This window comes from Kribbella sp. NPDC049227, assembly GCF_043197265.1.
GTDB lineage: Bacteria > Actinomycetota > Actinomycetes > Propionibacteriales > Kribbellaceae > Kribbella.
On record NZ_JBICST010000010.1, the window covers coordinates 51,706 to 64,826 of the forward strand.

15 protein-coding genes are annotated in these 13,121 nt (G+C 69.1%); 10 read left to right on the forward strand and 5 right to left on the reverse strand.

Annotated elements, in window-relative coordinates; all coding sequences use genetic code 11:
* Nucleotides 1–129 precede the first annotated feature (129 nt).
* The 7 genes from nthB to ACGFH6_RS39635 all read left to right on the forward strand — a co-directional run bounded on the left by nthB (nucleotide 130) and on the right by ACGFH6_RS39635 (nucleotide 4,323).
* Nucleotides 130–792, forward strand: coding sequence for a nitrile hydratase subunit beta (nthB, locus tag ACGFH6_RS39605; RefSeq protein ID WP_393395258.1), 663 nt, complete (start codon nucleotides 130–132; stop codon nucleotides 790–792).
* Complete coding sequence (gene nthA / locus ACGFH6_RS39610) at nucleotides 789–1,385, forward strand: nitrile hydratase subunit alpha (RefSeq protein ID WP_393395261.1); 597 nt, start codon at nucleotides 789–791, stop codon at nucleotides 1,383–1,385. The genes nthB and nthA overlap by 4 nt, the downstream gene beginning before the upstream one ends.
* Entirely contained in the window at nucleotides 1,382–1,735 is a 354-nt protein-coding gene (locus ACGFH6_RS39615; protein WP_393395264.1) for a nitrile hydratase accessory protein, read from the forward strand. Before nthA ends, ACGFH6_RS39615 begins: the two co-directional genes overlap by 4 nt.
* Nucleotides 1,716–2,174 carry an OsmC family protein gene (locus tag ACGFH6_RS39620; RefSeq protein ID WP_393395267.1) on the forward strand — a complete coding sequence of 153 codons (459 nt, stop codon included), beginning with the start codon at nucleotides 1,716–1,718 and terminating at the stop codon, nucleotides 2,172–2,174. Before ACGFH6_RS39615 ends, ACGFH6_RS39620 begins: the two co-directional genes overlap by 20 nt.
* Nucleotides 2,171–3,493: an FAD-dependent oxidoreductase gene (locus tag ACGFH6_RS39625; protein WP_393395270.1), complete on the forward strand. Its 1,323-nt coding sequence runs from the start codon at nucleotides 2,171–2,173 to the stop codon at nucleotides 3,491–3,493. The genes ACGFH6_RS39620 and ACGFH6_RS39625 overlap by 4 nt, the downstream gene beginning before the upstream one ends.
* Before the next feature lie 10 nt (nucleotides 3,494–3,503).
* Nucleotides 3,504–3,761, forward strand: a complete 258-nt coding sequence (locus ACGFH6_RS39630) for a hypothetical protein (protein ID WP_360446387.1) — start codon at nucleotides 3,504–3,506, stop codon at nucleotides 3,759–3,761.
* Nucleotides 3,762–3,834: 73 nt separating this feature from the next.
* On the forward strand, nucleotides 3,835–4,323 hold the full coding sequence (locus ACGFH6_RS39635; RefSeq protein ID WP_360446389.1) for an MSMEG_0572/Sll0783 family nitrogen starvation response protein: 489 nt from the start codon (nucleotides 3,835–3,837) through the stop codon (nucleotides 4,321–4,323).
* A gap of 53 nt (nucleotides 4,324–4,376) precedes the next feature.
* Here ACGFH6_RS39635 and ACGFH6_RS39640 read toward each other — a convergent pair whose 3' ends face one another.
* The 3 genes from ACGFH6_RS39640 to rpe are packed head-to-tail and all read right to left on the reverse strand — an operon-like array spanning nucleotide 4,377 to nucleotide 7,683.
* Complete coding sequence (locus ACGFH6_RS39640) at nucleotides 4,377–5,057, reverse strand: HAD-IA family hydrolase (protein WP_393395275.1); 681 nt, start codon at nucleotides 5,055–5,057, stop codon at nucleotides 4,377–4,379.
* Entirely contained in the window at nucleotides 5,054–6,973 is a 1,920-nt protein-coding gene (gene tkt, locus ACGFH6_RS39645) for a transketolase (RefSeq protein ID WP_393395278.1), read from the reverse strand. The genes ACGFH6_RS39640 and tkt overlap by 4 nt, the downstream gene beginning before the upstream one ends.
* The gene (rpe, locus tag ACGFH6_RS39650) at nucleotides 6,973–7,683 is read right to left on the reverse strand and encodes a ribulose-phosphate 3-epimerase (protein ID WP_393395281.1); all 711 of its coding nucleotides are present in this window, start codon (nucleotides 7,681–7,683) and stop codon (nucleotides 6,973–6,975) included. The genes tkt and rpe overlap by 1 nt, the downstream gene beginning before the upstream one ends.
* Before the next feature lie 138 nt (nucleotides 7,684–7,821).
* Here rpe and ACGFH6_RS39655 point away from each other — a divergent pair, with 138 nt between their 5' ends.
* The gene (locus tag ACGFH6_RS39655; RefSeq protein WP_393395284.1) at nucleotides 7,822–8,478 is read left to right on the forward strand and encodes a response regulator; all 657 of its coding nucleotides are present in this window, start codon (nucleotides 7,822–7,824) and stop codon (nucleotides 8,476–8,478) included.
* Complete coding sequence (locus tag ACGFH6_RS39660; RefSeq protein ID WP_393395287.1) at nucleotides 8,475–9,641, forward strand: GAF domain-containing sensor histidine kinase; 1,167 nt, start codon at nucleotides 8,475–8,477, stop codon at nucleotides 9,639–9,641. Before ACGFH6_RS39655 ends, ACGFH6_RS39660 begins: the two co-directional genes overlap by 4 nt.
* 9 nt (nucleotides 9,642–9,650) lie before the next feature.
* Here the strand turns inward: ACGFH6_RS39660 and ACGFH6_RS39665 are convergent, their stop codons facing one another.
* Together ACGFH6_RS39665 and ACGFH6_RS39670 are read right to left on the reverse strand one after the other, a co-directional pair.
* Nucleotides 9,651–10,646 (reverse strand): class I fructose-bisphosphate aldolase, encoded by a 996-nt coding sequence (locus tag ACGFH6_RS39665; RefSeq protein WP_393395290.1) that lies wholly within the window; start codon nucleotides 10,644–10,646, stop codon nucleotides 9,651–9,653.
* Nucleotides 10,647–10,681: 35 nt separating this feature from the next.
* Nucleotides 10,682–11,581: a LysR family transcriptional regulator gene (locus tag ACGFH6_RS39670; RefSeq protein WP_393395293.1), complete on the reverse strand. Its 900-nt coding sequence runs from the start codon at nucleotides 11,579–11,581 to the stop codon at nucleotides 10,682–10,684.
* 98 nt (nucleotides 11,582–11,679) lie between these two features.
* On the opposite strand from ACGFH6_RS39670, the gene ACGFH6_RS39675 reads away from it, so the two are divergent.
* Nucleotides 11,680–13,116: a form I ribulose bisphosphate carboxylase large subunit gene (locus ACGFH6_RS39675; protein WP_393395296.1), complete on the forward strand. Its 1,437-nt coding sequence runs from the start codon at nucleotides 11,680–11,682 to the stop codon at nucleotides 13,114–13,116.
* Nucleotides 13,117–13,121 lie beyond the last annotated feature (5 nt).

Consider the following 13,121-nt stretch of genomic DNA (forward strand, 5'->3'; position numbering starts at 1 on the left):
CCGGTCGGCCCCGGCGTTTAGTAGACGCAGTCTATCCGATGGTTGACGGATGTCTGTGTGTCTCATAGTGTACTAGCTTATCCGATAAGAGATTCGGGGTCATTTCACCGGACGCGAGGAGAACCGCTTGTGGACGGCATTCACGACATGGGTGGCACCCACGGCTGGGGCACGGTCGCGATCGACCCGGACGAGCCGGTCTTCGCCGAGGACTGGCACGCCCGCACGTTCGCGCTCGGCCTCGCGTCGATGGGCGCCTCGGGGACCAACCTGGACGCTTTCCGGCACGCGCTCGAGCGCCTGCACCCGATCGACTACCTGTCCGACGGGTACTACGGGCGCTGGTTGTGCGCTGCCGAGCTGCTGCTGGTCGACAGCGGTGTGCTCGCGCCGGGTGCGGTCGAAGCCCGTGCGCGCCGCCTGGCCGGCGAGGACGTCGCCGAGCCGGCCGACACCGAGGTGAACAAACCGTCGTACCAGCGCGGTGGGCCCGGTTCGTTGCGGCAGATCGACGACGAGCCGGCCTTCGAACCAGGGCAGCGGGTCCGGGCCCGTGAGCTGTACAAGTCCGGCCACACCAGGATGCCCGCGTACGTCCGCGGTCGCACCGGGACCGTCGAGGCTCGCCGCCCGGCCGCCGTACTGCCCGACAGCACGGCCCACTTCACCGGCGAGGACGCCCAGCACGTGTACACCGTTCGCTTCGAGTCCACCGAGCTGTGGGGCCCGGACGCCGAACCTTCGACCCTGCTCATCGACCTCTTCGAGAGCTACCTGGAGGAGAGCCAGTGAGTTCTGATCCACGTTCTGTCGACCGGCCACCGGCCGCCCTGCGCGCCGAGGCGCTCGAGGAGTTGCTCACCGAGCGCGGCCTGGTGAAGACCGAGGTACTCGACGGCTTCATCAATCGCTATGTGAACGACGTCGGCCCGCTGAACGGCGCCAAGGTCGTGGCCAAGGCCTGGGTCGATCCGGACTACCGTGAGCGGCTGCTCGCGGACGGCACCGGTGCCATCAAGGAGCTCGGCTTCGCCGGTCCGCAGGGCGAGCACATCGTGGTGGTGGAGAACACCGACGAGGTGCACAACCTCGTCGTCTGCACACTGTGCTCCTGCTATCCCTGGCCGGTGCTCGGGCTGCCACCGGACTGGTACAAGGATCCGGCGTACCGGTCCCGGGCTGTCCGTGAGCCGCGGGCGCTGCTCGCGGAGATGGGGCTGCAGCTCGCCGACGACATCGGCATCAAGGTCTGGGACTCCAGCGCCGAGAACAGGTACTTCGTGCTGCCACGCCGCCCGGCGCGCACCGAAACCCTGTCCGAGGAGGAGCTCGCCGCCCTCGTGACCCGCGACGCCATGGTCGGCGTCGCCGAGGTGGTCGCATGACCGCGGACTCACTCGAAGACACCGTCACCGGGCTGCCCCGGTCGAACGGCGAGCTCGTCTTCGCACAACCGTGGGAGAGCAGGGCCTTCGGAATCGCGGCGGCGCTGGCCGATCAGGGGCTGTTCTCCTGGAAGGACTTCCAGCAGAACCTGATCGCCGAGGTGTCGCGGCGCGAGGCGGAGCCGGGGGAGTACAGCTACTACGACCGTTGGCTCGGTGCGCTCGAGGCGCTGCTGTCCGAGCGCGGTGTGGTGTCCGCGGACGACATCGACGCGCGCGCCGACGTTCTCTGTCATCGGCCCGCGGGTCATGATCATCGCGACGACGGCCATGGCGACCACACGCACTGACGGTCAGGTGGCAGCCGACCGCACCGTCGAGGGTGTCTGGCACGGCGGATACCACTGCACGGTCGAGGCCGGGTCCTTCACGATCGAGGTCGACGAACCCCTGAGCGTCGGCGGCACCGACCTCGGACCGCAGCCGACCGACCTGCTCCTCGCCTCGGTCGCCTCCTGTTTCACGCTGGCGCTCAGCTACGCGGCACGGAAGCGATCGATCGAGCTGACGGAGCTGTCGGTGCGCGCGACCGGCACGTACGACGGGTTGCAGTTCGGCGCCATCCGGGTCGACGCCCGGATCGGTGCGCCCGAGGCCGAGCTCGAGCGCCTGGTCGAGGTGGCCGAGCGGGTCTGCTACGTGACCAACACCCTGCGCTCCGGTGTGCGACTGAGCACCCAGGCGGTGTCCACCGCCGCTGTTCCTACTGACGGAAGTGAGTACTCGTGAAGATCGTTGTGATCGGCGGCGGAGCCGCCGGCCTGGGGGTGGCCGGTGCCGCCAAGGGCCAGGACCCGTCGGTGCAGACCGTGGTCTACACCGAGTACGAGGACGTCGCGTACAGCCCGTGCGGGATCCCGTTCGTGCACGGCAAGGAGATCGAGTCCTTCGAGAAACTGTTCCTCGCGACCAAGGAACAGTACGTTGCCCAGGGCATCGACGTGCACTACGAGACCACCGTCGAGAGCATCGACACCCGGTCCCGCACGATCAAGGTCGGCGGCGAGGGCGAGGTCGGCTACGACAAGCTCGTCCTCGCGACCGGCTGGAACTACGACACCCCGGACATCCCCGGTGTCGAGCTCGGCGGCATCTACCACGTCAAGAACATCCGCGCCGCGATGGAGTGGGACAAGTACCTGGACACGGTCGAGTCGGCCGTGGTGGTGGAGTCCGGCCCGATCGCGATGGAGATGGTCTCGGCCCTGCAACACCGCGGCATCAACGTCACGCTGATCGATCCCGGTCCGTGGCCGATGGCCGACGTGATCGACCCGGACATCGTCGAACCGGTCCGCAAGGACTGGGCCGACTCGGGCGTGACGCTCAAGTTCGGCGAGCGGGTGACCGCCTTCCACGGCACGGACACGCTCACTCACGTCAGTACGACGTTCGGCGACGTACCGGCGCAACTGGCCGTCATCGGCAGCCACAAGGTCGCGAACACCGCACTGGCGGGCGCCGCGGGGATCAAGCTCGGCAGCACCGGCGGTATCGCGGTCGACCCACACATGCGCACGTCCGACCCGAACGTCTTCGCCGCGGGCGACTGCGCCGAGATCCCGCACGGTGTCTCGAACGTGCCGCTGCAGGGACTGTCGGGCAGTCACGCGTACGCGCAGGGTAAGACGGCCGGCATCAACGCGGCCGGCGGCAACCGGGTGCACAACCCGGTCTATGTGCCCTGGGGAATGCTCGCCGGGCAGTGGATGATCGGCGGAGTCTCGTTCGGAGAGACCCTCGCCACCGCGCTCGGCCTGCCCTTCGTGACCGGTGTCGCCGACGGCATCACCCGGGCGCGCTACTACCCGGGCGTGAAGCCGATCAAGGTCAAGCTGCTGGCGGATCCGAAGACCCGGCGGCTGATCGGCGCCCAGATGGTCGGCGGCGAAGGGATCAAGGAGCGCGCGGACTTCCTCGGCATCGTGGCCCGGACCGGCGTCACCATCGACACGCTGGCGACGATGGAGAACGTCTACTCACCCGCGATCGGCGCGCTGAACGAACCCATCGCGATGGCCGCGCAAGCGCTCGTCGCGAAGCTCTGAGGCGGCCGGCATGTCCTTCTTCCGCTGGCTCCGCTCGAACTCCGAGCACGCCCTGCTCAGCGACGCACAACGCCGCGTGGCCGCCAGGTACGACGCCAACCCGCCGGCCCGGCCACACGGACTCAAGGACCGGTGGTGGCGACAGGTCTTCGCCCCCGTGTACCGGTTCCTCCCCTGGGGCCTGCGCCGGGCCACCATGCAGGCGATGCCCGGCAGCCACCGGATGGGATGGCCGAAGCCGGAGTACCTCCCGCCCGGCGATCAGTGAACCCCTGCACCCGACCCGGGTGCAGGTCCTCCCATCATCTCCGCACCGTCAACACCTCGAAGGAGTCAGCATCATGCCGAAGACGGTCACCATCGAACCGCCCCAGGAGGGCGACATCCTCTTCGACGTCGAGGAGAAGGTATTCCCCGACTACCAGGCCAACGAAGGCGACAAGGCGTACGTCTTCATGCACACCGTTCCCTTCGAGGGTTCTGTGGGTCTGGTCAACATGCTCACGGCCACCCGGCTGCAGCGGAAGGGGTTCGACCTCACCTTCGTCCTCTACGGACCCGGCGTCCTGATGGCGTCGGCGGCCCGTGGTTACCCGGCCGTCGGCAACGAGGGCTTCCCGGGCAACCTGGGCTACAACAAGCAGTTGCGGACGCTGATCGACGAAGGCGCGAAGGTCTACGCGTGCCGGTTCGCGATGGGTGCCCTCTACGGCATGCGCGAGGACGACCTGATCAAGGGCGTCACTCCGTTCAACCCGCTCGACGTACTGGACGCGAACATCCAGGCCTGGCGTGACCGCGCCCTGGTTCTGGCGACCTGGACGGTCTGACCCAACGGTGCCCCGCAGCCTCGCTGCGGGGCACCGTCATGTTTCCGCCATGTCTACTGCCGGAACCAGGCCACCAGCTCTGGATCCTCGAACCCGTCCGTCACCAGAGCCGCTTCGGACAGATCGTCGTCCCGGGTGTACTCGTTGTGGGCGGCAACAACGCGAAGGCCGGCCGCGACAGCCGCCCGTACGCCGTTCTGCGAGTCCTCGACGGCCACAGTCCGGTCGACCGGACAGCCGGCCAGCCGCAGCACCTCGTCGTACGCCGCCGGGCTCGGCTTGAGGTCGGGTACTTCGGTGCCGGTGACAACGATCTGGAAGCGGGGACCGAAGACCCGATCGAGCAGTGGTTCGACCCACGCCCGAGTCCCGGTCGTTGCCACATGCACCGGTACGCCGCCCGCCGCGAGCTCGTCGAGCAAGCGGTGAACTCCTGGCCGCGCCTGCACCTTTCCGTCCTCGATCAAGTCCCGCATGATCGCGGTCTTGCGAGCATGTAAGCCCTCCGCCAGGCGCCATGCATCCTCGGACGACCGACCCGTCTGCTCGAACCAGACTGCCAAGCGTCTGGCTCCGCCGGTGATCCGGAGGAGCCTTCCGTACGTCGCGATGTCCCAGTGGTCAGGCAGTCCGGCCTCCTCGAAGGCGGCGTTGAAGGCGACCCGGTGGCCGTCGCGTTCGCTGTCGACCAGCGTTCCGTCGACGTCGAACACGACAGCGGCCAGCCGGTTCACCTCAGGTACCGCAGGTGTTCGCGGATCCGGTCGACCACCACCGGCACGGTGAAGCCGTGATGCGCCAGTACCTCGTCGCCGGGACCACACGTGCCGAACTCGTCGATCCCGATGGCCAGGTCGACCAGGCCTTTCCAGCCCATGGTGCTGCCGGCCTCCAGGCTGACCGTGGTCGCGTGCGGATCAGCGACGTACGTCGACCGGTCCATTGCCGAGACCAGGCGAACGTCGTACCCCTCGGCGGTCAGCGCCTTCGCGACCTCCACGCCCAGGCCGACCTCGGATCCGGTCGCCACGAGCTCGACCGCGACGCGCGGGCCGTGGTCGTCCAGTGGCGTGGTCTGGGGGAGGGACTGACGAGACAGGATCAGGGCGGTCGGTCCGTCGGTCCGCTCCAGCGCGAGGCGCCAGGCCCGTGCGGTTTCGGCGTCGTCGGCAGGACGCAGTACCTGCAGTCCGGGGATCAGGCGCAGCGACTCGATCTGCTCGACGGGCTGGTGAGTGGGACCGTCCTCGCCGACCGCGATCGAGTCGTGGGTCAGCACGTGGATGACCGGTTGCCGCATCAGGGCCGCGAGCCGGAGCGCGGGGCGCAGGTAGTCAGCGAACGCGAGGAACGTGCTGCCGTACACCCGGAATCCGCCGTGCAGGCTGAGTCCGTTCATGACCGCGGCCATGCCGAACTCCCTGATTCCAAAGGCGATCGTGGAGCCGGAGTAGTCATCCCGCGTCACCACGGCACCTCCGGTCGCTGTCCCGGTGGAACCTGCGAGGTCCGCTGAGCCGCCGACCAGTTCCGGCATCAGCGCGGTCACCGCCTTGAGGCAGGCTTGGGACGACTGCCGCGTCGCGCGCGGCGCGTCGCCGCGGACCGCGAGCAGCGCATCCCCGAGGCCATCGGGCAGTCGCCGAGCCTGACTGCGGTGGAACTCCGCTGCACGCTCCGGCGTGTACGCCGCAACCGCCGCGTCCCACGCGTCATGTTCGCGTGCACCCGCCTCGGCCAGCTCACTGCAGACAGCCCGCACCTGCTCCGGAACAGCGAATGGCGCATGCTCCCAGCCGGCCAGTCGTTTCGCCTCCGCGGCCAGCTCCTCGCCGAGCGGCGAGCCGTGCGCCTTCGACGTACCCGCCACACCAGGCGCGCCGTGACCGATCATGGTCCGGACGGCGATGAAGCTCGGACGTGCGTCGGCCTTGGCGCGGGCGATCGCCGCGTCGATAGCGTCGACGTCAGTGCCGTCGGCAACTGTCTGCGTGTGCCAGCCGTACGCCGCGAAGCGGGCTGCCTGGTCATCGCTGCAGGACCGATCGACCGCTCCGTCGATGGTGATCGAGTTGTCGTCCCAGAGCACGACCAGCCGACCCAGACCGAGGTGCCCGGCGAGCGAGGTGGCCTCGTGGCTGATCCCCTCCATCAGGCAGCCGTCACCGACGATCGCGTAGGTGTGATGATCGGTGATCTCAGGGTAGCGGGCGTGTTCCATCCGCTCCGCCAGCGCCATCCCGACCGCCATGCCAAGTCCCTGTCCGAGCGGACCGGTGGTGCACTCGACCCCGGCCGTATGACCGAACTCGGGATGCCCGGGGGTGCGCGACCCGAGCTGCCGGAAGCTGCGCAACTCGGCCTCGGGAAGGTCGTACCCGAAGATGTGCAACAGGCCGTACAGGAGCGCGGATCCGTGCCCGGCCGAGAGAACGAACCGATCGCGATCGGCCCAGTCCGGTGCGGCCGGGTCATGGCGCAGGTGCCGGCTCCAGAGCGCCCACGCCATCGGCGCGGCGCCCATCGGCATACCGGGATGCCCCGAGTTCGCGGCCTGCACCATGTCGACGGCGAGGAACCGCAGGGTGTCGACAGCGAGCCGGTCGGTCTCGACCGACGGCGGTGTGGACCGCTGCAGGAGTTCGGTCATCAGGCAGCCTCCTCGTTCCGTGCGGCACTCGCCGCGGCGGCGCGCAGCTGCCGTACGGCCGCTGCTTTCCCGTCCTGGTGGGCGTACATCCAGGAACCGGAGATGAAGACGTCGGCGCCGGCGGCAGCCGCACCGGTGATGGTCTCGGCGGTGATCCCGCCGTCGACCTCGAGTTCGATGGGCAGGCCGGAGTCGTCGATCATCCGCCGCAGCCGCGCCACCTTCTTCTCGATCGAAGGGATGTACGCCTGACCGCCGAAGCCGGGGTTGACCGTCATCGCCAGCACCAGGTCGGTCTCGGTCAGGACGTTCTCCACCAGGTCGGCGGGCGTGTGCGGGTTCAGGGCGACACCGCTGCGGGCACCGAGGTCGCGGATCCGGCCCAGGGTGCGATGCAGGTGCGTGCAGGCCTCCGCGTGCACGATGACCAGCTCACATCCCGCCTCGACGTACCGCGGCAGCAGTTCGTCCGGCTCGACGACCATGAGATGCGCCTCGAAGGCGACCCGGCTGTGCTGCTGGGCCGCCGCGATCACGTCCGGGCCGAAGGTGAGGTTCGGGACGAACACCCCGTCCATCACGTCCCACTGGATCCGGTCGACGCCCGCGTCGCACAACTCGCGGATCTCGTCGCCGAGACGGGCGAAGTCCGCGGGCAGGACCGACGGGACGATCAGCGGCGGGGGAACGCGAGGGGTGGGTTCGGTCATGGGTGCGGCCTTCCTGGTCGGAGAACTTCTAGCGGACCGCGCCAGGCCCCTTCCGGCACTCACCCGGCCGGGTGGAGATGCGGGTGAATCCCCTTGAGAACGGAAGGATTCCGGGCCCGCTCCGCTTAGTCTTGGTCTATGACGGCCCCGCTGCGACTCGTCCTGGTGGACGACCACGAGATGGTGCTGCACGGCCTGGTCGCGATGCTCGGTCATTTCGCCACCGAGGTGGTCATCACAGGACAGGCGACCACTGCCGCGGGGGCTCTGACGCTGGTCGCCGACGAGCGGCCGGACGTTGTCCTGTGCGACGTCCGGATCGGGAAGGAGAGCGGGCTCGATCTGTGCCGTCAGATCACCGCGCAGTACCCGGAGACGAAGGTCGTGCTGCTGACGGTGTACGACGACGAGCACTACCTGTACCAGGCCCTGCGGGTCGGTGCCTCCGGCTACATCCTCAAGCGGATCGACGGCCAGGAGCTGGTGGCGCATCTGCGCCGGGTGCGCGACGGCGAGACCGTCATCGACCATGCGCTGGCCGGCCGCGTGGCACTGTCCGCAGCGCGGCTCAGCGCGGGGGAGTTCTGGCCCGGCGCACACCTCGGCCTCACCCAGCGCGAGTCGGAGGTGCTGGAGCTCCTCGTCTCCGGTCACTCCAACAAGGGCGTCGCGAGCAAGCTCGTCGTCAGTGAGGACACCGTGAAGACCCACATCCGTGGCCTGTACCGCAAGCTCGGAGTCTCCGACCGCAGCGGCGCCATCGCGGTCGCGCTCCGCGAGGGTCTGTTCCGTTGACGACCGCCACAGGCGCCGTGCCCACGGCTGCCGAGCTCGCGAGCCTGTTGCGGGCCGACGGCGTACTGCTGCTGGCCAGCGACGGCCAGGAGCTCACGGTCGCGGACCTATGGCCACCACACCCGTCGGCAGCGGCGCTGAGTATGCCGGTCGGCTTCGGAGTGACCGGACAGGTGGCCCGCAACGGCACACCGGTCGTCCTTGCGTCCGACTCGCCGCGCAATGCGCTGCACCGGCAGCTGTTGCGGCTGGAGCCCCGGCAAACCGTCGCAAGGATGGTCCTGCCGCTGCGCGGTCTGGAGGACCGCATCGTCGGCGTACTGGCGGCACATCGCAGTCCGCGCTTGCCGTTCGGTCCCGACGACCTCGCCCTCGCCGAGCCGTACGCCGCTGTGCTCGGGCTGCGGTTGCATGCCGAGCAGCTGTGGCTGGCGGTGAACCGCCACCGGACGGAACGGGACCGCCTGATCAAGCAGGCGATCTCGGCCCAGGAAGCTGAGCGCCGGCGGATCGCCTTCGATCTCCACGACGGTGTCACGACAGCCCTGGCGTCGATGGCGTTCCACCTCTCGGCGGCCGACCTGACGGTCTCCGAGCTCAGCGACCCCAAGGCCGGGACACCGGCGAAGCAGGAGCTCGAGCGGGCCCGGGCGGAGCTCGTCAGCGCCCGGGAGCTGGCCGATCTTGCCTATCACCAGACGCGCGCCGCGATCTCCGGTCTGCACAGTCTGGTGCTGGACGACCTGGGCCTGGTCGCGGCGATGGAGTCCTTGGTGCAGACGGCGGCGAGTGGCGAGGAGTCACCCTCGATCGACCTGCTGGTCGATCCCTCGGCGGCTCTGGACGTGATCCCCGACCACGTCGCAGCGGCCCTCTACCGGATCGCCCAGGAGGCACTCGCGAACGCGGTCAAGCACGCCGAGGCCGATCGCGTCGTCCTGTCACTGCGGCGGGTCGGCGACTCGATCGTGTTCGGCTGCGCCGACGACGGCAAGGGCTTCGACCCCGCGGAACGGCGTACCGCCCGCGCACGGGACGCGGACGGTGCGCAGCACTTCGGGCTCAGCTCGATCGCGGAACGCTGTGCCCTGATCGAAGCGTCACTCCGGATCGAGTCGGTGCCCGACCGGGGGACGACGGTGCTGGTCGAGCTGCCGTTCTAGTGCAGGGCACTAGCGGATCGCCTGGCCGGCCTGACGGCAGTTGTCCACCAGGATCTGCTGGGCTGTCGCCACGTTCCGTCCGTCGCCACCCCAAGCGCTCAGGGCGTCACTGACCAGCGCGCGCCCGAACGAGAAGGTGACCGGCCACGGGCGGTCGCCGAGGCGGTGCAGTTCCCGGAGCGCCTCGCAGACGTGACTCGTCGGCTGACCCCCGGACAGGAACGCGATTCCGGCCACCGCGGGCGGAACTGTGTCGGACAGTACGCCGAAGGTCGCGGCGGCAACTGTGCGTGCGGTGGCAGCGGGGGCGTCGAGACCCGGAGTGACGAAGTTCGGCTTGAGCACGATGCCGGACAAGTCGACGTCAGCCTGCGCGAGTTCGTCGAAGAGCACGCTCAGGGCCAGGCTCGACGCCTGCGCGGACGCACCCAGGTTGTGGTCGCCGGTGCACAAGACCTCCGGCTCGACGATGGGGACGATGCCGTGCTGCTGGCACAGGGCGGCGTACCGCGCGAGCGCGTGACCGTTGGCCCGCGCCGAGTACAGCGTGATCGTGGCGACGTCGAAGACCGCGCGCCACTTCGCGAACGCGGCTCCGCGCTCGGCGTACGACGCGAGCCGGTCACCCAGACCGTCGAGCCCCTCGGTGATCAGCGCTCCGCCACCACCCGGCAGCTTGCTCGTGCCGGTGTCGACCTTGATACCGGGCAGGATGCCCAGCTCGTGGGCGGCCTGCGGGAACGGGCGGCCGTCGCTGAGATCCTGCCCGAACGTCTCGTCGCACCAGATCACCCCACTGACCGAGTCGGACAGCCCTTCGGCGGTGATCAGCAGCTCGCGGTAGTCGCGTCGCGCCCTCTCACTCGACGGGATGCCTTCCTGTTCGAGCCGGGACGACATGGTCTTGATGGACTCGTCGGCGGCCAGGATGCCGCGACCGGCGTGGGCCATCCGACGGGCGGTGTCGGCGAGGGTGGGGAGGTCGGTGCGCAGCGTCGTGGTCATGCAGAGCAGCATGCGGTCGTACGACAGCGCCGTACTCACCCCTTCGGGCGAGACCGGGTGTGAAACGCGGCCGTCCCCACCCGCTCGGGATCGCAGACATGCCGCAGGAACAGACGGCTCGCGGCGGTCGGGTCGGCGGTGGTGCACAGATGCCACGGCCGATCGACGGGAGTCCCGGGTACGGTGTACGGCGCGAGCTCGCCGGCGTCGAGTTGCCCGAGCACGGCCTCTTCATGGACCAAGGTCAGGCCCAGCCCCTGGCGAGCCGCCGCGACCGCCGCCCCTGACGTCCCGAGGGTCAGCAGCGGTGGCGCCGCCTGGAGCCGGCTCAGCAACGAGAGCGTGGTGTCTCGCGTGCCCGAACCCTGGCCGGTGAGCAACCAGGTGGAGGTGAGCGGGTCGTCGTCGCGTCCGGGCCGGCCGACCAGCACCAGGCGGTTCGCCCGTCGGGCGCGCGTGACCAGGCCGGACCCACGCGGCGGTCGTCCGGCCAGGACGACATCGACGGCGTGGTCCCGGGCGAGGGCGAAGAGCTCATCGCGGGGGAGGACCGACAGCGACAGCTCGACCTGCGGATGTTCGTCGGCGAACGACGCCATCAACCGCGGCAGGACATACTCGCTCGCGGTCGCCACAGCGCCGATCCGGAGCCGGCCACGATCGGCGTCGTGCACGGCACTGGCCGCCTCGGCGAGAAGCCCGAGCAGCTTGCGCGCGTACGACGCGAACGTCTCACCGGCGTCCGTGGCGACGATGCCACGGCCGGACTTGGTGAACAGCGCCGTACCCAAGGCCGTCTCCAGCGCCGCGATCGCGGCCGACACCGCGGGCGGCGTGACGTGCAGAGCCTCGGCCGCCGCACGGATGCTGCCGCCCTCGTAGACCGCGAGGAAGGTCTGGAGGCGTCCCCAGGTCGCGGCGGCCGGCAAGTTCATTGTGCACCTATCGCTTAATGGTCAGCGGAGAAGTCTCAATTGTAGTTGATGTATCGCAGGGCGCACGCTGGTGACTCGACAGCTGGAAGGAGCGACCGATGACCAAGGAACGCTGGGACCCGGGGGTGCAGAGTTACGCCGGGATGGGGTACTGGAACCCGGACTACGAGCCGAAGGAGACCGACGTACTCGCCGTCTTCCGGGTGACACCGCAGGACGGCGTCGAGCCGATCGAGGCCGCGGCCGCCGTCGCCGGCGAGTCCTCGACGGCGACCTGGACGGTGGTCTGGACCGACCGGCTGACCGCGAACACCCACTACCAGGCCAAGGCGTACCGGGTGGACGCCGTCCCCGGACGGCCGGGCGAGTACTTCGCCTACATCGCCTACGACATCGACCTGTTCGAGGAGGGGTCGATCGCCAACCTCACCTCGTCGATCATCGGCAACGTGTTCGGCTTCAAGCCGCTCAAGGCGTTGCGGCTGGAGGACCTGCGGATCCCGGTCGCCTACGTCAAGACGTTCCAGGGCCCCGCCCACGGGATCGTGATGGAACGCGAGATGCTCAACAAGTACGGGCGCCCGTTGCTCGGGGCAACCATCAAGCCGAAGCTCGGACTGTCGGCCCGCAACTACGGCCGGGTCGTCTACGAGGCCTGCCGCGGCGGCCTGGACTTCACCAAGGACGACGAGAACATCAACTCGCAGCCGTTCATGCGCTGGCGGGACCGCTTCCTCTACGCGATGGAGGGCGTGAACAAGGCGGTGGCCGAGACCGGCGAGATCAAGGGCCACTACCTGAACGTCACCGCCGGGACGATGGAGGAGATGTACAACCGGGCCGAGCTGGCCAAGGAGCTGGGCAGTGTCGTCGTGATGATCGACCTGACCATCGGCTACACCGCGATCCAGTCGATGGCGCACTGGGCAAGGCAGAACGGCGTACTCCTGCATCTGCACCGGGCCGGGCACTCGACGTACACCCGGCAGAAGACGCACGGCGTGAGCTTCCGGGTGATCTCGAAGTGGTGCCGGCTGATGGGAGTCGACCACGTCCACGCCGGGACCGTCGTGGGCAAGCTCGAGGGCGACCCGGCCACGACCCGCGGCTTCTACGACACGCTGCGGGACGACCACGTGCCGGCCAACCTGCAGAACGGGATCTTCTTCGACCAGGACTGGGCCTCGATGCCCGGAGTCATGCCGGTCGCGTCCGGTGGCATCCACGCCGGCCAGATGCACCAGTTGCTCGACCTGTTCAGCGACGACGTCATCCTGCAGTTCGGCGGCGGCACCATCGGCCACCCGTTCGGCATCGCGGCCGGCGCCGAGGCCAACCGGGTCGCGCTCGAGGCCATCGTCAAGGCCCGCAACGAAGGTCGCGACCTGCTCCGCGAAGGACCCGACGTACTGCGGATCGCCGCCAAGTCCTGTGCACCGCTGGAGGCCGCGCTGTCCACCTGGGGCGACGTCACCTTCGACTACACCAGCACGGACGCACCGGACATCGTCCCGACCGCCACGGCAAGTCACTGAAGGGA

Coding starts and splice junctions, on each gene's coding strand:
- ACGFH6_RS39620 (WP_393395267.1), top strand. CDS start 1,716: ATGGCGACCACACGCACTGACGGTCAGGTGGCAGCCGACCGCACCGTC.
- ACGFH6_RS39675 (WP_393395296.1), top strand. CDS start 11,680: ATGACCAAGGAACGCTGGGACCCGGGGGTGCAGAGTTACGCCGGGATG.
- ACGFH6_RS39615 (WP_393395264.1), top strand. CDS start 1,382: ATGACCGCGGACTCACTCGAAGACACCGTCACCGGGCTGCCCCGGTCG.
- ACGFH6_RS39665 (WP_393395290.1), bottom strand. CDS start 10,646: ATGACCACGACGCTGCGCACCGACCTCCCCACCCTCGCCGACACCGCC.
- rpe (WP_393395281.1), bottom strand. CDS start 7,683: ATGACCGAACCCACCCCTCGCGTTCCCCCGCCGCTGATCGTCCCGTCG.
- ACGFH6_RS39655 (WP_393395284.1), top strand. CDS start 7,822: ATGACGGCCCCGCTGCGACTCGTCCTGGTGGACGACCACGAGATGGTG.
- ACGFH6_RS39670 (WP_393395293.1), bottom strand. CDS start 11,581: ATGAACTTGCCGGCCGCCGCGACCTGGGGACGCCTCCAGACCTTCCTC.
- ACGFH6_RS39630 (WP_360446387.1), top strand. CDS start 3,504: ATGTCCTTCTTCCGCTGGCTCCGCTCGAACTCCGAGCACGCCCTGCTC.
- tkt (WP_393395278.1), bottom strand. CDS start 6,973: ATGACCGAACTCCTGCAGCGGTCCACACCGCCGTCGGTCGAGACCGAC.
- ACGFH6_RS39635 (WP_360446389.1), top strand. CDS start 3,835: ATGCCGAAGACGGTCACCATCGAACCGCCCCAGGAGGGCGACATCCTC.